Source organism: Nocardia jiangxiensis NBRC 101359 (assembly GCF_000308615.1).
In the GTDB taxonomy this organism is placed as follows: domain Bacteria; phylum Actinomycetota; class Actinomycetes; order Mycobacteriales; family Mycobacteriaceae; genus Nocardia; species Nocardia jiangxiensis.
Map to the genome: position 1 here is coordinate 149,793 of NZ_BAGB01000013.1, position 16,345 is coordinate 166,137.

The 16,345-nt window shown below is 67.3% G+C and carries 21 protein-coding genes; 5 read left to right on the forward strand and 16 right to left on the reverse strand.

Annotated features, from left to right (window positions below; all coding sequences use genetic code 11):
* Nucleotides 1–3: 3 nt before the first annotated feature.
* Nucleotides 4–402: a hypothetical protein gene (locus tag ON40_RS05110; RefSeq protein ID WP_040818996.1), complete on the forward strand. Its 399-nt coding sequence runs from the start codon at nucleotides 4–6 to the stop codon at nucleotides 400–402.
* A gap of 1 nt (nucleotide 403) precedes the next feature.
* Here ON40_RS05110 and ON40_RS05115 read toward each other — a convergent pair whose 3' ends face one another.
* Complete coding sequence (locus ON40_RS05115) at nucleotides 404–721, reverse strand: YbjQ family protein (RefSeq protein ID WP_218008745.1); 318 nt, start codon at nucleotides 719–721, stop codon at nucleotides 404–406.
* A 307-nt stretch (nucleotides 722–1,028) separates the two neighbouring features.
* Between ON40_RS05115 and ON40_RS05120 the strand changes: the two genes are divergently transcribed.
* Nucleotides 1,029–2,804 carry an MFS transporter gene (locus ON40_RS05120; protein ID WP_051192703.1) on the forward strand — a complete coding sequence of 592 codons (1,776 nt, stop codon included), beginning with the start codon at nucleotides 1,029–1,031 and terminating at the stop codon, nucleotides 2,802–2,804.
* A 25-nt stretch (nucleotides 2,805–2,829) separates the two neighbouring features.
* On the opposite strand, the gene ON40_RS05125 is transcribed toward ON40_RS05120, so the two are convergent.
* From ON40_RS05125 to ON40_RS05165, 9 genes are all read right to left on the reverse strand, one after another.
* Entirely contained in the window at nucleotides 2,830–3,192 is a 363-nt protein-coding gene (locus ON40_RS05125; RefSeq protein WP_040819000.1) for a MerR family transcriptional regulator, read from the reverse strand.
* A gap of 102 nt (nucleotides 3,193–3,294) precedes the next feature.
* Nucleotides 3,295–3,693, reverse strand: coding sequence for an NUDIX hydrolase (locus ON40_RS05130; RefSeq protein WP_040819002.1), 399 nt, complete (start codon nucleotides 3,691–3,693; stop codon nucleotides 3,295–3,297).
* A gap of 25 nt (nucleotides 3,694–3,718) precedes the next feature.
* Complete coding sequence (locus tag ON40_RS05135; RefSeq protein ID WP_040819005.1) at nucleotides 3,719–4,246, reverse strand: hypothetical protein; 528 nt, start codon at nucleotides 4,244–4,246, stop codon at nucleotides 3,719–3,721.
* Nucleotides 4,247–4,346: 100 nt separating this feature from the next.
* Nucleotides 4,347–5,147: a family 1 encapsulin nanocompartment shell protein gene (locus ON40_RS05140; protein WP_040819008.1), complete on the reverse strand. Its 801-nt coding sequence runs from the start codon at nucleotides 5,145–5,147 to the stop codon at nucleotides 4,347–4,349.
* 61 nt (nucleotides 5,148–5,208) lie between these two features.
* Nucleotides 5,209–6,228, reverse strand: coding sequence for a Dyp-type peroxidase (locus ON40_RS05145; protein WP_040819010.1), 1,020 nt, complete (start codon nucleotides 6,226–6,228; stop codon nucleotides 5,209–5,211).
* A gap of 55 nt (nucleotides 6,229–6,283) precedes the next feature.
* A complete protein-coding gene (locus ON40_RS05150) occupies nucleotides 6,284–6,610 on the reverse strand; it encodes a cupin domain-containing protein (protein WP_040819011.1) in 327 nt (108 codons plus the stop codon).
* A gap of 121 nt (nucleotides 6,611–6,731) precedes the next feature.
* Nucleotides 6,732–7,223, reverse strand: a complete 492-nt coding sequence (locus ON40_RS05155) for a dihydrofolate reductase (protein WP_040819014.1) — start codon at nucleotides 7,221–7,223, stop codon at nucleotides 6,732–6,734.
* Nucleotides 7,220–8,065: a thymidylate synthase gene (locus ON40_RS05160; RefSeq protein WP_051192704.1), complete on the reverse strand. Its 846-nt coding sequence runs from the start codon at nucleotides 8,063–8,065 to the stop codon at nucleotides 7,220–7,222. The genes ON40_RS05155 and ON40_RS05160 overlap by 4 nt, the downstream gene beginning before the upstream one ends.
* A 210-nt stretch (nucleotides 8,066–8,275) precedes the next feature.
* A complete protein-coding gene (locus tag ON40_RS05165) occupies nucleotides 8,276–8,713 on the reverse strand; it encodes an erythromycin esterase family protein (protein ID WP_051192705.1) in 438 nt (145 codons plus the stop codon).
* Nucleotides 8,714–8,897: 184 nt separating this feature from the next.
* Between ON40_RS05165 and cobF the strand changes: the two genes are divergently transcribed.
* Nucleotides 8,898–9,647: a precorrin-6A synthase (deacetylating) gene (gene cobF / locus ON40_RS05170; RefSeq protein WP_040819018.1), complete on the forward strand. Its 750-nt coding sequence runs from the start codon at nucleotides 8,898–8,900 to the stop codon at nucleotides 9,645–9,647.
* 71 nt (nucleotides 9,648–9,718) lie between these two features.
* Nucleotides 9,719–10,585 carry an Fpg/Nei family DNA glycosylase gene (locus tag ON40_RS05175; protein WP_040819020.1) on the forward strand — a complete coding sequence of 289 codons (867 nt, stop codon included), beginning with the start codon at nucleotides 9,719–9,721 and terminating at the stop codon, nucleotides 10,583–10,585.
* A gap of 6 nt (nucleotides 10,586–10,591) precedes the next feature.
* Here ON40_RS05175 and ON40_RS05180 read toward each other — a convergent pair whose 3' ends face one another.
* Nucleotides 10,592–11,440 carry a glycoside hydrolase domain-containing protein gene (locus ON40_RS05180; RefSeq protein WP_051192706.1) on the reverse strand — a complete coding sequence of 283 codons (849 nt, stop codon included), beginning with the start codon at nucleotides 11,438–11,440 and terminating at the stop codon, nucleotides 10,592–10,594.
* A 262-nt stretch (nucleotides 11,441–11,702) separates the two neighbouring features.
* Nucleotides 11,703–12,557: a class I SAM-dependent methyltransferase gene (locus ON40_RS05185; RefSeq protein ID WP_040819464.1), complete on the reverse strand. Its 855-nt coding sequence runs from the start codon at nucleotides 12,555–12,557 to the stop codon at nucleotides 11,703–11,705.
* Between the two features lie 82 nt (nucleotides 12,558–12,639).
* On the opposite strand from ON40_RS05185, the gene ON40_RS05190 reads away from it, so the two are divergent.
* Complete coding sequence (locus ON40_RS05190) at nucleotides 12,640–13,227, forward strand: TetR/AcrR family transcriptional regulator (RefSeq protein WP_040819466.1); 588 nt, start codon at nucleotides 12,640–12,642, stop codon at nucleotides 13,225–13,227.
* A 4-nt stretch (nucleotides 13,228–13,231) separates the two neighbouring features.
* Here ON40_RS05190 and ON40_RS05195 read toward each other — a convergent pair whose 3' ends face one another.
* The 4 genes from ON40_RS05195 to ON40_RS05210 all read right to left on the reverse strand — a co-directional run bounded on the left by ON40_RS05195 (nucleotide 13,232) and on the right by ON40_RS05210 (nucleotide 16,259).
* A complete protein-coding gene (locus ON40_RS05195; protein WP_040819023.1) occupies nucleotides 13,232–14,731 on the reverse strand; it encodes a carboxylesterase/lipase family protein in 1,500 nt (499 codons plus the stop codon).
* A gap of 17 nt (nucleotides 14,732–14,748) precedes the next feature.
* On the reverse strand, nucleotides 14,749–14,994 hold the full coding sequence (locus tag ON40_RS05200) for a DUF2630 family protein (protein WP_040819026.1): 246 nt from the start codon (nucleotides 14,992–14,994) through the stop codon (nucleotides 14,749–14,751).
* 10 nt (nucleotides 14,995–15,004) lie between these two features.
* A complete protein-coding gene (locus ON40_RS05205; RefSeq protein ID WP_051192707.1) occupies nucleotides 15,005–15,391 on the reverse strand; it encodes an ArsR/SmtB family transcription factor in 387 nt (128 codons plus the stop codon).
* A 100-nt stretch (nucleotides 15,392–15,491) separates the two neighbouring features.
* Nucleotides 15,492–16,259: an ABC transporter ATP-binding protein gene (locus ON40_RS05210; protein ID WP_040819029.1), complete on the reverse strand. Its 768-nt coding sequence runs from the start codon at nucleotides 16,257–16,259 to the stop codon at nucleotides 15,492–15,494.
* Between the last annotated feature and the right edge of the window lie 86 nt (nucleotides 16,260–16,345).

Genomic DNA, 16,345 nt, shown 5'->3' on the forward strand with positions numbered 1-16,345 from the left:
ACGGTGGATCAGATCCTGTATTGGAACCTTCAGGTGCTCGGGTCGGACAAACCGGGGCGCACCGATGCCGGATATCTGGCGCGTGCGCTCGCGATGACCCATCTGGCCATGTACGAGGCGTATCGCAGTATCGCCTCGGCCCCGTATCGCAGCTATCTGGCCGATCCGCCGATTCCGGAACCGGGATCAGCGGCCGAAACGGCCATGGCAGTCGCCGCGCACACGGTGCTGACCGCGTTGTATCCGCAGTGGACCGCGCGGCTGGACACCGCCCTGCAACGGACCGGACTGAGCGGTCCGGGCCGCACCGGCGGGACCGCGCACGGCCTGGCCGTCGCCCACGCGGTGCTGGCCGTGGACGACGGGACCGGGCCGGTGCTCTACGCGCAACACGGCGCCTAGATCAGGCAGGGCTCACGACGCAGGCTGTGCCGTATGCGCAGATCTCCGTGCCGAGTTCACCGGCCGAGGTCTCGAAGCGCATCGCGAGAACCGCGTTCCCGCCCCGGGATGCGGTCTCCTCGGTCAACCGGCCCATGGCCTCGAGCCGGCTGTCCACCAGCATCTTGGTCTGGCCCTTGAGTTCGCCGCCCTTGAGCGATTTGACCGCCGAGCCGAGCGAACTGCCCACGTTGCGGGCGCGCACGGTGAGACCGAAGACCTCGCCGAGTACCCGTTCCACGCGAAAGCCGGGCAGATCGTTCATGGTGCTGACCAGCACGCCGGCATTGGGCTGTTGACCACCGCTGTATTCGTTGCTCATGGCCACAGGCTCTCACGCCGATTCGCCCGAAACATCGGACAAAGCTGCGATTTCACCCGAAAGGATGACGCCCCGTCGGCGATGGGTAGCACTGCCGATCATCTCCTGGTCTGATGTCCGATCAGTCGTCGGGCATACCGTCCCGATCGATGGTCCGCGCCGGTCGTCGGTGCACTTCCGCCCATCGGATCAGGGGCAGCCAATTTTTGGCAAACGGGCCGTAGACTGAGTCTCCACGGTTGTCGGGTGACGGCGGGAGCGGCGCATGACGGACACCGAGGTCGAATCTGAACCGCTGCGGGGCAAGGCGCGCTGGATCGCGCTGGGGGCGCTCGCGTTGGCGGCGGGCACGCTGGTGTTCGATGCCACCATCGTCAGCGTGTCGTTGCCCGCGATCATCGCCGGCACCGGACTCGGGTTCCCCGCCGCGCAGTGGGTGCTGAGCGCCTATTCGGTGGTGTTCACGGCACTGTTGATCACCGCCGGACGGATGGGCGATCGGGTGGGGATGCGCACACTCATGGCTATCGGTGTGGTGCTGGTTGTCGCGGGCAGTCTGCTCGCCGCGGCCGCACATCATCCGGACCTGCTGATCTGGGGGCGGATCGTGCAGGGCGCCGGAGCGGCCTGCGTCCCGGCGGGAGTGTTCAGCGCCATCGACGCGGTGTTCCGCGGGCGGGACCGGACCCTCGCGCATACCGCCGGTGGTGTGGCGCTCGGCGTCGTCGCGGTACTCGGGGCGCTGCTGGGCGGATGGCTGACCACCGAGTTCACCTGGCCGTGGATCTTCCTGGTGAACGTGCCGATCGGCGCGGTGCTGCTGGCGGGCATCCTCGCCGTGGTTCCCGAGATCCACACCCAGGATCGCGGCCTGGACGTGGACGGATTCCTGCTCGGCGCAGCCGGTTTCGCGGTGGTCGTCTTCGCGCTGATCGAGGGGGCCGCCTACGGCTGGGGGCGGCCGTTGCGGACCTTCGGGGTGCTCGGACTGCACTGGTCGGTGCGCGCGGCGGCCTCGCCCGGCCCGGTGCTGCTGGTGCTCGGACTCATGCTGCTGGCGCTGTTCGTGCTCTGGGAACATCATCGGGCGCAGGTGAATCGACCTGCGCTGCTGGATCTTTCGCTGTTCTCCGGGCCCGCGTTCCGGTGGGGGGTGGCGGCGTCGTTCGCGAGCGCGCTGGGCGTGTTCGGACTGCTGTTCGTGCTGCCGCTGTATCTGGTCGACGCGCTGGGCCTGTCCACGCTGCGCAGCGGTCTGGTCGTCGCGGTGGCCGCGCTGGGGACGTTGCTCGGCGCGCTCGTCGCCCGCGGCCCGGTGGCCGAACTGGGGCGGGTGCGGATCGCGCGGTTGGGCCTGGCCATCCAGACCGTCGCCATCGCGCTGGCCGCGCTGTTCATCACCGCGGACATCTCGCCCTGGTGGGTCGCGGTTCTGCTGGTCTGTTACGGCGTCGGCCTCGGCATGACCTGCGCACATCTCACCGCCATCACCCTCGACGGGACCCCGCCCGAGCGGAGTTACCGACGCGCCCGCGCCGCCCAGGCCACACTGGGCGGTTTCGGTGCGGCGCTGGGCGTGGCGATCCTCGGCGGCGCGCTGTCCCTCTCGCTCGGACACGCGCTGACCGACCGGCTGTCCGAGGTCGACGGCCTGCCGCAGCGCACGATCCGCGAGGTCACCATCGTCACCCACGATTCGGCCGGTGGCGCGATCTCCGCCCTGCGCGCCCACCACGCCGACGCCGCTGTCGTCGAGGCCCTCGCCCGCGGCTTCACCGACGCCACCCGGGCCGCCCTCGTGGTCGCCAGCGTGATCCTGCTCCTCGGCTTCTTCGCCACCGCCCGCATCCCGGTCGGTGCTGGAACGACGAGACGCACCTCGCCCGCCGCGCGAGTCCCGGACGACGCCGATCGGACCACGGACAGCGCGTCGGAGGCCGAAGCGGAATCGAGTGCGAACGGTGCCGCTGACGGCGGTGCGAAATCTGCCGGTGCCGAGGCCGACGAGAGCCGGGACGATACGTCCAGCGGTACGGGGTGAGCGCGGGATACGACCGGTTCGCGCCCTAAGGACGCAACGGAACTCCCGCATCGGTGAGCATCCGGGCGATCAGATCGCGGGAGTGGGTCAGTTCCGCGGCCAGTGCGTCCATCCGGCCCATTTCCGTGCGCAGGACCTCGACGAGTTCGGGACACCGCTCCAGGCGCGGTGTGGCGTTGCGGACGCAGGGCAGCGCCTGGCGGATGGTCTCGGTGGGCAGTCCGGCCGTCAGCAGGGCGCGGATCCGGCGTACGGTGTCGACGGCCGACTCCTCGTATTCGCGGTAGCCGTTGCCGCCGCGCAGCACCGTCAGCAGGCCCTGCTCCTCGTAGTACCGCAGGGATCGGCGGCTCACGCCGGTGCGCGCGGCCAGCTCCCCGATCAGCATGTTCACTCCTCGTGCCGGTCGCGGTCTCGACCTTGACAGTGGCGTCGAACTTCACCGTACCCGCATGACGAGTGATGCGCTGTGCCGCAACGATATCCGGCCTCACCAGTCGATGAGATCGAGCTCGTGTAGGTGGCGGAAGACCAGCATCGAGCCGGGGGCCACGTGTGACATGGCGGCGTATTCGCCGACGGTGAAATAGCGCAGTTCGGCGATCTCGCTGGTGGGGCGGGGATCGCCGCCGAGATCGGCGGTGAAGCAGGTCATGTGCAGCGCGGTGCCGGGGGTGTGGCCGTACGCCTCGCATTCGAAGACGCCGAGTTCGGCATACTCGGTGACCTCGACGCCGAGTTCCTCGCGGACCTCGCGGTGCAGGGCCTGGACCGGGGTCTCGCCGGGATCGATCTTGCCGCCCGCCATGTAGAACACGTCCTTGCCCGCCGAACGTGCCTGCAGCAGACGGCGATCGCGGACGTATGCCAGCGCTGCGGTGCGAATCATGGTGGCCACCTTCGTATTCGGTTCGTCAGCGGGCGGTTGGCGGCGCCAGCTTCCAGTGTTCGTGCAGGGCGTTCGCGATCTCCGGCAGCACCGTCACCGGGACCCGCTTGTGCCGCAACATCTTCCGGATCTGCGCGACCTGTTCGCGCTTGCGGTGCTCGTAGGCGTTGGACACCGGGCGCACTACCGGCGGGATGGACAGCAGCACCAGCTCGCCATGCTGCTCGTCGCCGCCGGACAGGTCCAGCGCCAACGCCCAGCGCGCCCGTTCGTCCAGGGTGAACCGTCCGGCCACCACCCGATCCCAGGCGATATCGCTCTCGTGCAGCGGGGTGCGCCGGGAGATCGCCCGATCGGTCAGCACCACCACATCGCGCCCGAACAGCGCGACCAGCACCGCGATGCCGACGGCGATGCCCGCGAACAGTCCGGTGAACACCCGGTTCAGCCCGAACGCGGCCACGGTCGCCCCGCAGATCAGCGCTGTCGCCAGCACACCCAGCGTGCCGTAGATCAGCGCCCGCTGTCCGGGTACCACGCCCGCACGTACCATCGCCCTCGGTCCTTCCTGCCTCCGACAGCACCGTACCGGGCGTCGTGCGGTCGAGGAACCGAGGTGGGGGAGGGCGCAGGGGCGCGGCGCGACCGTTCGGTCAGGGCCGCAGCGCGACCGCGGCCTCGGCGGTGTACACCAGGAAGGTCAGGCTCTCCTGGAAGTACAGCTGCACCGAATCCGCGTCGTGCGACAGATAGCCGATCGAAAGATCCTGTCCCAGTTGCAGATCGAAGTCCCCGCCGCGAGTGGTCAGCACGAACGCGCCGTCGATGGCCGGCGCCCAGATGATGTCGCCGTCCGGGATCAGACGTTCGATATGGGTGCGGATCGGATAGCCGTGATCGGAGGTCTCGCTGACCGCGGTGTACAGATCGGCGTTCAGCAGCACCGAATACGGCCCGTCCACACCGGCCAGCCGCAGCTCGGTGAGGGCCTGCGCGATCGCTTCGGGCGCCTGACGCGCGTCGGCGGGCGGGGCGATCGGCTCGTTGGACGAGGCCGCCCGGATCCCGGTGATGCCCGCGGCCGGATACCCCTCGAAGATGGCACGATCCTCGGCGAAGGCGATCTTGCGCGCGGCGTCCTTGACCGCGTCCAGATCGGTGTCGCGCCCGCCGCGCTCGACGTTGTCGAGCTCCTCGCGCGAGAGTGCGAACGGAACGCGCAGCTCCACCACCGGCGCGACCTGCCGCTGCCGCGCGACGATGCCCTCGTCGGGCGCATCGATGACGGTGGTGCGGCCCAGTCCGACGGCGGAGAACTCGGTGCCGTGCGGGCCGGACACGTCGACCACGCGACGTCCGGCGACATGCCGCTTGAACGTGCGCTTGGCCTCTTCCTCGATCGCCGACCACGCCTCGGACGTGATCGGTGCGAGCTCGCGGTGCAGGTTGTTCATCGCTGGAGTCCTTTCGACGTGGCCGAATCGGTGGGCCGGACCGCTCGCGTACTCGACCCGATCATGCCGGGCCCTTCCTCAATGTGCCGATGCCGAGAGAGCTGTCCCCGGAGCTCGCGACCACGGGCGTGTCCACGGATTCGGCTGTCGCGGACGGGGGATCGGGCAGATCGTCCAGGAATCCCGCGGGCGGGGTGAAGAACAGCGTGCCGGTGACCGCGGTGGAGAAATCCAGGATGCGGTCGTAGGCGGCCTCGTCGCTGCCCAGGAACATCCGCTCGAGCATGCGCTCGGTGACGCTCGGCGTCGCGGCGTAGGCAATGTAGTACGTGCCGAATTCGCCCTCGCGCACACTGCCGAAGGGCATGTTCGCCCGCAGAATCTGACGTTGCGTACCGTCCGGGTCGTACAGCGTGTTGACCGCGACGTGCGAATTCGCGGGCTTGTCCGCATCGGACATCTCGTAATCGCCCAGCTTGGTCCGGCCGATCACCAGCTCCTGCTCGGACACCGGCAGCGCGTTCCAGGTTTCCAGATCGTGCAGATACTTCTGCACGATGACGTAACTGCCGCCCGCGAACGCCGGATCCTCCGCGCCGATCAACGCCGTCGAGGCCGCGAGAGCCCCCTCCGGATTCTCGGTGCCGTCCACGAAGCCGAGCAGATCGCGCTGTTCGAAATAGCGGAAGCCCACCGTCTCGTCCACGATCGTGACCGCGCCGCGCAGCCGGTCGCCGATCACCATCGCCAATTCGAAACAGGCGTCCGCGGATTCGGCCTTGATGTGGAACAGCAGATCTCCGGGAGTGGCCGGAGCCGTATGTCTCGGGCCCTGGTAGGCGGGGAACTCGTGCAGTTCGGCCGGGCGCGGACCGGCGAACAACCTGTCCCAGGCGGCGGAACCGATGCTGACGATGCAGGCCAGATTCCCGCCGGGTAGCCGGAAGCCCACCGAACGACGGAGCCCCGGCAGGTCCGCGAGCAGATCGCGGACCGTGCTCTCACCGCCTTCGCCGATGGTGGCGACCAGGAACAGGGCGGCCGGGCTGAGCGGATCGAGGATCGGCTGCGACTCACTCATGATCGACAGCGTACGGGGGCGCACCACATATGCGCCGAATGGGTCCGCGCGCTCGCTATTTCGCGACTGTGAGCAGGAAGGCGACGTCTTCGACGGCGGACACGCTGTGCCGGGCCGACGGCACGATCAGCAGATCACCCGGCGAGCCCTTCCACTCGTTGGCTCCGCTGAACAGCGTGAGTGTGCCGGAGAGCACCTGCAGGGTGGCCTCGCCGGGATTCTCGTGCTCGGCCAGGCTCTGTCCCGCCGTCAGCGCGATGACGGTCTGCCGCAGCGAGTGCGTGTGGCCGCCGCAGAGCGTCTGGGAACTGCGCCCACTGGTATTGGCCGCGGCCAGCTTGAGCTGCTGGCGGGCCACTGCGGTCAGCGATTTCTTGTCCATGAACAGCCTTTCACGCCTGTGCCGTGCGAGTTGTCACGGGCTGAATAGTCGTGAGTATGCCGCAGGTGCCGGGCGATAACGTGCTGTTTCACATTGCAATTCGATGTTCGGCCGTGATCGGCTACGCCGCGCGCCTGGTGTAGTGCCGGATGCGGTAGCGCAGACCGGTCCTGGACTGTTCCCACGGCCCGTCCGCCGCGATCCATTCCGGGCCGATGGCGGGGGCGTAGGCATCGCCGTCGATCTCGGCGTCCACCTCGGTGACCATCAGCTCGGTCGCGTATTGCATTGCGGCATGGTAGATTTCGCCGCCACCCATCACCCACAGCGGATCCGGTCCGGAGGTGCGCAGCGCCTGCTCCAGCGAGTCGGTGTGCTCGGCGCCGGCGGCGGACCAGTCCGGCTGCCGGGTGAGGACGATATTGCGGCGTCCGGGCAGCGGGCGGAAACGCTCCGGCAGCGAATCCCAGGTGCGACGTCCCATCACCACCGGATGACCGCCGGTGACCTTCCGGAAATGGGCCATATCCTCGGGAATGTGCCAGGGGATCGCATTGTCCCGGCCGATCACGCCGTTGTTCGCCTGCGCCCAGATCAAGCCGATGTGCGTCATACCGCGACCGGGGCCTTGATCGCCGGATGATGTCGGTATCCGACCAGTTCCACATCGGAGTACTCGTAGTCGAACAGCGACGGCGCCGGGCGCAGATGCAGTTGCGGGAACGGATAGGGCTCCCGGCCGAGCTGTTCGCGCACCTGCTCGACGTGGTTGTCGTAGATGTGGCAGTCTCCGCCGGTCCAGATGAACTCGCCGGGGGTCAGTTCGGTCTGCTGGGCGACCATCAGGGTGAGCAGCGCATAGCTGGCGATGTTGAACGGCACGCCCAGGAACAGATCCGCGCTGCGCTGATACAGCTGGCAGGAGAGTTTGCCGTCGGCGACGTAGAACTGGAACAGCGCATGGCAGGGAGCCAGCGCCATTTGGTCCAGATCGGCGACGTTCCAGGCCGAGACGATCATCCGCCGCGAGTCCGGATTGGTCCGCAGGGTGTGCAGGACCTGCGAGATCTGATCGATCTGCGAGCCGTCGGGGGTGGGCCAGGATCGCCATTGCACCCCGTAGACCGGGCCCAGTTCGCCCTTCGTATCGGCCCATTCGTCCCAGATGCTCACCCCGTGCTCGTGCAGCCAGCCCACGTTCGAATCGCCGCGCAGGAACCACAGCAGCTCGTACACGATCGACTTCAGATGCACTTTCTTGGTGGTGACCAGCGGGAAGGTCGTCGACAGGTCGTACCGCAACTGATGGCCGAACACACTGCGGGTGCCGGTGCCGGTGCGATCGGCCTTCCGCGTCCCCGAGGTGAGCACCAACCGCAGCAGATCCTCGTACTGGGTATCGGGTGCGACGGCGGATGTCGTATCCGGCACCGTGACGAGCCGCGAGTCCTCCATAACTGGAAGCTTACGCACCTTACGCAGGCCGGAGCCTCGGGGTGATCGGTCGCATCTTCGCCGGACTGTCCAACCAGGTTCGGACCTCCTCCGGGGCGACGGTGCGCAGATCCAGCACATGAGTGTCGATGTCAGTGCTACCGAGTGCGGTATCGGCGAAATCCACTGGGGGCGAGGGGAATGTGTGCGAGGTTGAGCCGTGATCGAAGGTCAGGCCGACCGAGACTGTACTGTCACGCGACGATCGAGTTCCGGATGGGCGATGCGCATCAGATCTTCGGGATGCCGCTGGTTGTAGCGGCGCACCCACTCCACGACATCGAGCGTCTCCCCGGTCCGCCAGAACGATCGCGCCTCGGCCAGCAGCGCGCGCGGATCGCCCTCTCCGCTGCGCACGTACCGGTCCATCGCGGCGCTGGTCGCATCGCCCCCTCGAGGAGGAGACTGCGAAACCCCATGCGTTCCACGAGAAACCGCAAATACCTGGTGCGCAAGGACGGAAAGCTCATGCGTGTCGCGAGTCGACGCGCCCAGCGCGACAACGCTCGCCTCACCGACCATCTCGCGCAACGGTTCCAGATCGGTGAGCGCCCCCTCGGAATCGCTGAGAGCCAGCGGCTGAGCATTCTGCTCGATCCATTGCGTCACAGTGCTGATCGAAGTAGTCGTGAGGCAATGCTGAAACCAGGTGAAGCCGCAGCCGTGCTGCACAATATTCGGTCGTGTGACGGGTGTGGTGGCGAGTTGGGCCTGCGCGACGGCCGACCGTGCGTGCACCCGCAGGGCCCACCGGGGGAGCTGCTGGTCGGGGCGGTTTGGCAAGCTTGCCGATGTGCGGAAGCTCTATGTGATCGGGATCGGGGCCGGTGATCCGGACCAGGTGACGGTGCAGGCCGTCAAGGCGATGCGCCGGGCCGAGGTGTTCTATGTCATCGGCAAGGGTGAGGCCAAGCGGGAGCTGGTCGAGGTGCGGACCGCGATTCTGGCCGAGCATATGGATCGGGAGTATCGGGTCGTGGAGATCGCCGATCCGCCGCGGGAGCGCACCGTCGCCGACGGGCAGTACCGCGAGGTCGTGCGGGATTGGCACGAACGGCGGGCGGCGTTGCTGGGCGAGGCGTTCGCCGAGCACGACGGTGTCGGGGCGATCCTGGTGTGGGGGGATCCCTCGCTGTACGACAGCACGTTGCGGATGATCGAGCGGGTCGATGCCCGCACGCCGCTGGATTACGAGGTGATTCCGGGGGTGACCAGCGCACAGGCCCTGGCCGCTCGGCATCGGATCGTGCTGCACGAGATCGGCGAGCCGGTGCACATCACCACCGGTCGCCGTCTGCGCGAGGAGGGGCTGCGGCCCGGTGTGCCCACGGTGGTGATGCTGGACGGCGAAACCTCGTTCACCGGCGTTCCCGGCGACGACGTGCACATCTGGTGGGGCGCGTATCTGGGCATGCCCGACGAGGAGCTCATCGAGGGCCCGCTGCGTGCGGTGGAGTCACGAATCCTCCAGCGCCGCAACGAACTCCGCGAGGCGAAGGGGTGGATCATGGACATCTACCTGCTCCGTCGCGGGGTCGGCTGAGTACGCCCGCCCCGGGCGGTGGTTCGGCGCTTCGGACGTGGATTGTCGGTGCTCGCCGGTAGTGTGCAGGGGTGCCCGAATTACCCGAGATCGTGGCGCTCGAGCGGTTCCTGGTCGAGCATGCGGTGGGTGCGGTGGTGGGGCGAGTGGATGTCGCGGCGCTGAGTGTGCTCAAGACATTCGATCCGCCGATCACCGCACTGTCCGGTCGTGATGTCACCGGGGCCGGGCATTGGGGGAAGCATCTGGGATTGAACTGCGGTGGTCTGTGGTTGATCACCCATCTGTCGCGGGGCGGTTGGCTGCGCTGGATCGATGAGCCGGGGCAGACCCCGCCCAAGCCGGGCAAGGGGCCGCTGGCGCTGCGAGTGCATCTGTTCACCCCCGAGGGAGCGACCCCTGCCTTCGATCTGACCGAGGCGGGGACGAAGAAACGCCTCGCCGTGTGGATCGTCGAGGACCCCCGGAGCGTGCCCGGGATCGCCCGCCTGGGCCCGGACGCACTGGAGGTCACCGGCGAGGAATTCGCCGCCCTGCTGCACGGCACGCCCCAGCGACTCAAAACCGTGCTTGCCGATCAGGTGGTGATCGCCGGAATCGGCAATGCCTATTCCGACGAGATCCTCCACGCGGCAAAGCTTTCCCCGTTCGCCACGGCCAACCGCCTGACCCCCGAGGAGGTCGAGCGGCTGTACGCGGCGATGCGCGAGATCCTCACCGATGCCATCGATCGCTCGGTCGGCCAGGAGGCGGCGAAACTCAAGGGCGAGAAGCGATCCGGGCTGCGCGTGCACGCCCGCACCGGGCTGCCCTGTCCGGTCTGCGGCGATACCGTGCGCGAGGTCGCGTACGCGGACAAGTCGTTCCAGTACTGCCCGACCTGTCAGACCGGCGGCAAAATTCTCGCCGACCGGCGCATGTCGCGGCTGCTGAAATAAGGCGGCTCAGGCCCCCGTGGAAGGTGGTTGATAGCCCGCGATACCGAGGTGCGCACCGATTTCCGCGAGTGCGTCCACGATCGTCCGGCCGTTCAACTGGGGCCATCCGGTGAATATCGCGGGCATCGCGTCCCGCGTGCCTTCGCCGCCGAGTTGATCGATCGTCAGATCCGTATGGTAGAGCAGCCATTTCAGGGCGTCGCCGACAGAGACCTGATTTCCGTATGCGTCGGTGATGGTGTCGCTCAACTGCATATCTCCTCCTGGGCTCCATTGGCCGAAATCAGCTGTCAGGGATTGGTCGATATCGCATTCGACGCCATTGACGTAGGCGTATCCGAGCGAGACGTTCTGCAGAATATTGATGCGCGGATCCTGATTTCCGCCACTCCACGCCTGCGTCTGCCATCCCCAGGTGGCCACGCCCGCGTCCAGTGCCCGCGAGACGGGCCAGTAACCGCCGTAGATGCCCACGTTGTTCGTGCCGAGAACGGTTGCCGCGCCTTGGAGGTAGGCGTTGATCGGGGTCTGCTGTTCGGGTGTGGCGTCGAAATCGGCCGAGAAATAGATCGGGCGGCTCGCGGAACCGCCGCAGGCGAGTGCCTGATTCAATGCCGCCTGCGCATCGGAACGTCCGGCATCGTATCCGTCCAGCATCCGATCGGCCGTGGTCTCCCAATTCGAGACTATGTCGATACCGTTGGCGCGCAGATCATCCGCTTCGGCGGGAGTGAGCAGTTTCCCGGGGAGTCCCGGACCGCCCGATGCGAGATAGCGGCACACGAATCGATATCCGGCAGCCGCGATGGCCGCGCCCCCGGGAATTCCTCCGGCGTAATCCAAGCCGTTGGTCATGTCACTCCTCCCCGATCGACGATGAGCCTGATTCGGCCTCGGGCAAGTGAGATTTCATCATGAAAGAACTGGCATGCATACGAATTCCTCACTCTTCCAAGGGAATCGAGAGACAGTACGCGAACCGTCCCTTCAATCTTGGCAGAGTGCGGCGCAACGGGCAAGCAAATCCGCCGCCGAAATCCGCTGCGGTACGGCGGCGGCGAGAAAACGGACGTCCAGTTCGATGCGGATCGGTAAAACTGTTGCAGTACAACGGAATCTACATATCTTCGGCCTTCCGCACGGCGGTGGTCGCGGCGGTGGTGTACGGCATCGTGAAGCTGCCGCCCATGTCATCGATCACCGCGCCGACGCCCGCCAGGATCTCGGCCAGCCGATCCGGTTCGAGCCGGGTGAACAGACCCGTCGTCGGCAACTGGTCGAGCCATTCGTCGCGGGTGTAGGTGCACTGCCACTCGAACTGCCACCGTTGCGGCTCCTCGAATACGCCGCTGGCGCGAATGCCGTCGGCGGCCATGTCGAAGAATCCCTGATAGGCGTCCAGGGCCGGGCGGGCCGGCTGATCGGCGAACGGCGAGTCGGGGATCACCTGCCGGTAGACCGCGTGGACGCGCTCGGCTATCTCGGGCGGCAACTGGAACACGTGGTTGAACGGTGCGAGCAGCCCGCCGGGGCGTAGCACTCGCCCGGCCTGCGCGGCTCCGGCGATCGGATCCACCCAGTGCCACGCCGTTCCCGAGACCACCGCGTCGAATCGGCGACCGCGCGATTCCCACTGCTCGAAAGTGGCCACCTCGGTGTCGATTCCGGTTCCCCGTGCGAACTCGGCCATCCGGGCATCGGGTTCCACGCCGAGCACCGTGCATCGCAGGTCCCGGAACTGCCGTGCGGCGATGCCGGTTCCGGAACCGACGTCGAGGATCTCACCGCCGGGCGCGGCATCGCGGATTCGCTCGATCAGCTCCCTGGGGTAGGGCGGGCGGGCGCGGTCGTAGCGGGCGGCGTCCACGCCGAAGGATTCGGCCATGGCGCGGGCCTTGTGCGGGGTGGCCGCGGAGGGTGTCCGGTCCGGCTCGGGTCGGGATCGCGGCTGTTCGGACGGTAGAGTGGGCATGTGCCCACGGTAGTGGGCGCATGCCCACTCGGCAATGATCCGGGCGATCGATCGCGTTCGCCCTGAGCGGAAAGGAGTGCCGGTGCCCACGGGAGTGGCCCTGCGCGATGTGCGCGAGCAGCTGTTCGGTGCGGCCGAACGCATCCTGCTCCGAGACGGTCCCGACGCGCTGACCAGCCGGGCGGTCACGACGGAGGCGGGTTGCGCGAAGGGTGTACTGCACCGGCACTTCACGGATTTCGACGAATTCCTGGCCGAACTCGTCCAGGACCGGATCACCCGGATCGGCGCGCAGGCACACGCGTTGACGGAGTCCGCCGGGACCGGAACGGTTGTCGCGAATCTCACCGGCGCGCTGACGGATCTGTTCGGCACCGTCGCCGTCTCGATCGTCAGCCTCGTCATCTTCCGCGACGAACTGCGGGCCCGGCTGCGTCGCACCCATCGGACGGGAATCCCGTTGCTGCGCGAGGCGGGTGAGATGATCGCGGCCTACCTGCGGCGTGAGCGCGAACTGGGGCGCATCGCCGCAGACGCCGATATCGACACTCTCGCACCGACATTGATCGGCGCGGCGCATATGCGCTTCGCCGACCGGTCCGCGCCACCGGAACCCGAACAGGTCGCGAAGATGGTGACCACGGTCCTGGCCGCGGCGTTGCCGGGGTAGCGGCTCAGCTCGCCACCTGGACCCGAACCCCTTCCCAGGCAAGGCGTTTGGACTTGTCTGGATCCACCTCGAGTCGCGGCGGGGAGTCGATGACGCGGGTGGTGCGGCGCTGCTCGCTGTATTCGGGCCAGGACGACAGCGGTGTGCCGGTCCGCGCGAAAGCCAGCCAGTTGTCCTGGAATTCGCGCTGTACCGCGCGGAAACCCCTGCGCCCGCCCGCGGCGGTGAGCGCCCGGCCGATCGCGGAGTCCACCCCGCCGAAGACCGGGATCAGATCCAGCGCGTGCGTCGCGCCGAAACCGGCCAGCCGGACCGCGCGCGGTGCGAAGTCGAAGCGGTAGGCGTAGGTCGGCGCGTAGCGGCTGTGCCCGGCCATCACCTCGAGCGAGGGCCGCCAGAACACGAAATCACCGCCCGCGCGCACCGCGGTCTTCGGGGCCGGGTAACCGGGATAGGCTGCGGTGATACGGGCTTCGGCGCCCTCGGAACCGGTCAGGACCTTGCGCATGCGCTCCGGAGTGGTCGGCAGGGTGTCGTCGAAGCGCGTGAACAGCGTCGCCTCGTCGCGGTTGGTGCCGATGATCAGCGGCAGCCGGTGGGCCGTGCCGTTCACGATCGCGTCGATCGGAGCCTCGGGCAGATATTCGCCGTCCACGACCGGGGAGGTGGCGAAGGTACCCGGATACTGCCGGGTCCACTTGCCCAGCCGGGATTCCACCGCCTTGCGGATATCGTTGGCGCTGGCCTCGCCGAGTGCCTGCGCCGCGTTTTCCGGTGTGGCGCCGAGCTTTTCGACGCAGGTGCGGGCGAACAGCCGGGCCTGTTCGGCGGTGATCGCCCAGTCGGCGGGTGCGCTCTGGGCGATACCGCGATGGAACAGGCCGCCCGCGGCGGGCGTGGCCAGCAGCGAGAGCACCGCGTGCGCGCCCGCGGATTCGCCGAATATCGTGACGTTGTTCGGATCTCCGCCGAATGCGGCGATGTTGCGCTGCACCCACTCGAGCGCCGCCACCTGATCGCGCAGACCGAGGTTCGAGTCGAAAGGACGTTCGGGCGTGGAGAATTCGCTGAAATCGACATAGCCGAACGCGCCGAGCCGATAGTTGATCGATACGACGACGACGTCGCCGCGAACCGCCAGGCGCGTGCCCGAATACAGGCTCAGCGCCGAGGTGCCGATCAGGTACGCGCCGCCGTGGATGAACACCATGACCGGTCGCGGGGTGGCGGACGGCTCCGCCGGGGCGACCACGTTCAGCGTCAGGCAATCCTCGCCGGTCGGCTGTGTGGTGCGTGGGCCGATCCGGGCGCCCGAGCGATGCTGCATCGCGGCGAATCCGAATTCGGTGACATCACGCACCCCCTGCCACGGCTGCACCGGTTGCGGAGCCCGGAACCGCAGCTCGCCGACCGGAGCGGCCGCGTAGGGAATGGAACGCCAGCGCACCACGTGACGGCCGCGATGGCCGCGAACCACGCCGTCCGCGGTGGAAATCTCTGCCATGGGGACGATGGTAGCTGTTACTGCAGGTATCCCTCGACCTGCTTGGCCGGGTTGACCTGGGCATCATCGGGATCGCCACCCTGATCGATCCGGGCCCGCCGCTGCCGCAGCAGGTCCCAGCACTGGTCGAGCTGTACTTCCAGCTCGGCCAACTGCGCCCGCTCGGCCTCCTGGCCGAGCGCCCCCTGTGCCGCCTTGGACCGGAGCTGATGCTCCCGATCCACCAGTTCGGTGATTCGCGCGAGGACATCATGTTCGGACATGAGGCCGAGTTTAGTGGCCTCCGGCCTGTCGAGCGTGCACGGCGGGGATCCCGTGGGCGGTTCGGTCGGGGGACGGGCGCCGGTACTGGTGCCGACGCTGCGGAGCCTGGGGGGAGTGCAGATCCGGACGGGGTGGCTGAGGGAATTGCGACAGCCATGAGGTCAGACGGTGGAGTCCGTCGATATCGACGGTGTAGAACCGGTTCATACCGGCGGGGCGCACCGTTGCCAGACCATTGTCGAGTAGTGCCTTGAGATGCTGTGATACCGCTGCTTCGGAAATTCCGCGTTGTTCACTGATGGCTCGGGTGATCGCTCCGGAACTTTTTTCACCCGATGCGAGCAATTCGAGAATTTGTCGGCGAGCCGGGTTGCCGAGAACTCCAAAGGCGTCCATATGGAAATAATAGAGAAATCTGTATTAGAGGACGATGAGAAGGTGATCGACGTCCTGGTTTGCGCGGCCCGGCACGGGGAACCGCCGCGTACGCGGCGGATCAGACCTCCGTGACGTATGCCGAGGTGGCCGCCAGTGCGAGTGTGTCGTCATCGCTGAAATGGATTCTCGCGTTGACCCGGTAGACCTCGCGCAGCATATCCTCGGTGATCACTTCGCGTGGTGTGCCGACGGTGTGCACGGTGCCATCGTGCAGCACCACGACATGGTCGGCGAAACGCGCCGCATGCGTCAGGTCGTGAATTGTGGTAATCACGACCGCGGGTTGTTCCTCGGCATATTGCCGGACGAGTTCGAGCATTTTCAGTTGATTGTGCAGGTCCAGACTGCTCGTCGGTTCGTCGAGTAACAGCACCGACGGGCGTCGCACGATGGCCTGGGCCAGGCTCACCAATTGTCGTTGCCCGCCGGACAGATGTGCCATCCTGCGATCGGCGAACTCGGTGAGGCCGACCTGTTCCAGGACGTCGGACACCAGATCCACGGTGGCGCGTTCGACCCGGAATCCGGCCCGCTGCTGATAGGCCAGCAGCACGTTCTCGAAGACGGTCAGCGTGGTGGCAGGCGGCGGATCCTGCGGCAGGTACAGCACCGAACCTTGCTGACCTGCGCCGTTACCGTTGCCGAGCGTGATCGTGCCGGAATGCCGATGCAGTCCCGCGATGCAGCGCAGCAGCGTGGACTTCCCGGCCCCGTTGGGGCCCACGACCGCGTACACCTCACCGGGCTGGAACGCCGGGAGCGAGATCGACCGCAGAATCGGGGTGTGGCCGTAGGTGAAGTCCAGATTCTCGACAGTGATGGTCATCGGGGATGCGCCTCGGATACCCCGTCTTTTACAGGGGACAGAACAGGGCGGAGGTGTCCCGTGTGCTGTCGCATGGCCATTTCTTT

What these genes read in the sequence shown, in the direction of transcription:
- ON40_RS05120 (WP_051192703.1), top strand. Translation starts at nt 1,029, where the DNA reads ATGACGGACACCGAGGTCGAATCTGAACCGCTGCGGGGCAAGGCGCGC.
- ON40_RS05125 (WP_040819000.1), bottom strand. Translation starts at nt 3,192, where the DNA reads ATGCTGATCGGGGAGCTGGCCGCGCGCACCGGCGTGAGCCGCCGATCC.
- ON40_RS05130 (WP_040819002.1), bottom strand. Translation starts at nt 3,693, where the DNA reads ATGATTCGCACCGCAGCGCTGGCATACGTCCGCGATCGCCGTCTGCTG.
- ON40_RS05135 (WP_040819005.1), bottom strand. Translation starts at nt 4,246, where the DNA reads ATGGTACGTGCGGGCGTGGTACCCGGACAGCGGGCGCTGATCTACGGC.
- ON40_RS05140 (WP_040819008.1), bottom strand. Translation starts at nt 5,147, where the DNA reads ATGAACAACCTGCACCGCGAGCTCGCACCGATCACGTCCGAGGCGTGG.
- ON40_RS05145 (WP_040819010.1), bottom strand. Translation starts at nt 6,228, where the DNA reads ATGAGTGAGTCGCAGCCGATCCTCGATCCGCTCAGCCCGGCCGCCCTG.
- ON40_RS05150 (WP_040819011.1), bottom strand. Translation starts at nt 6,610, where the DNA reads ATGGACAAGAAATCGCTGACCGCAGTGGCCCGCCAGCAGCTCAAGCTG.
- ON40_RS05155 (WP_040819014.1), bottom strand. Translation starts at nt 7,223, where the DNA reads ATGACGCACATCGGCTTGATCTGGGCGCAGGCGAACAACGGCGTGATC.
- ON40_RS05160 (WP_051192704.1), bottom strand. Translation starts at nt 8,065, where the DNA reads ATGGAGGACTCGCGGCTCGTCACGGTGCCGGATACGACATCCGCCGTC.
- ON40_RS05180 (WP_051192706.1), bottom strand. Translation starts at nt 11,440, where the DNA reads ATGACCAACGGCTTGGATTACGCCGGAGGAATTCCCGGGGGCGCGGCC.
- ON40_RS05185 (WP_040819464.1), bottom strand. Translation starts at nt 12,557, where the DNA reads ATGCCCACTCTACCGTCCGAACAGCCGCGATCCCGACCCGAGCCGGAC.
- ON40_RS05195 (WP_040819023.1), bottom strand. Translation starts at nt 14,731, where the DNA reads ATGGCAGAGATTTCCACCGCGGACGGCGTGGTTCGCGGCCATCGCGGC.
- ON40_RS05200 (WP_040819026.1), bottom strand. Translation starts at nt 14,994, where the DNA reads ATGTCCGAACATGATGTCCTCGCGCGAATCACCGAACTGGTGGATCGG.
- ON40_RS05205 (WP_051192707.1), bottom strand. Translation starts at nt 15,391, where the DNA reads ATGGACGCCTTTGGAGTTCTCGGCAACCCGGCTCGCCGACAAATTCTC.
- ON40_RS05210 (WP_040819029.1), bottom strand. Translation starts at nt 16,259, where the DNA reads ATGACCATCACTGTCGAGAATCTGGACTTCACCTACGGCCACACCCCG.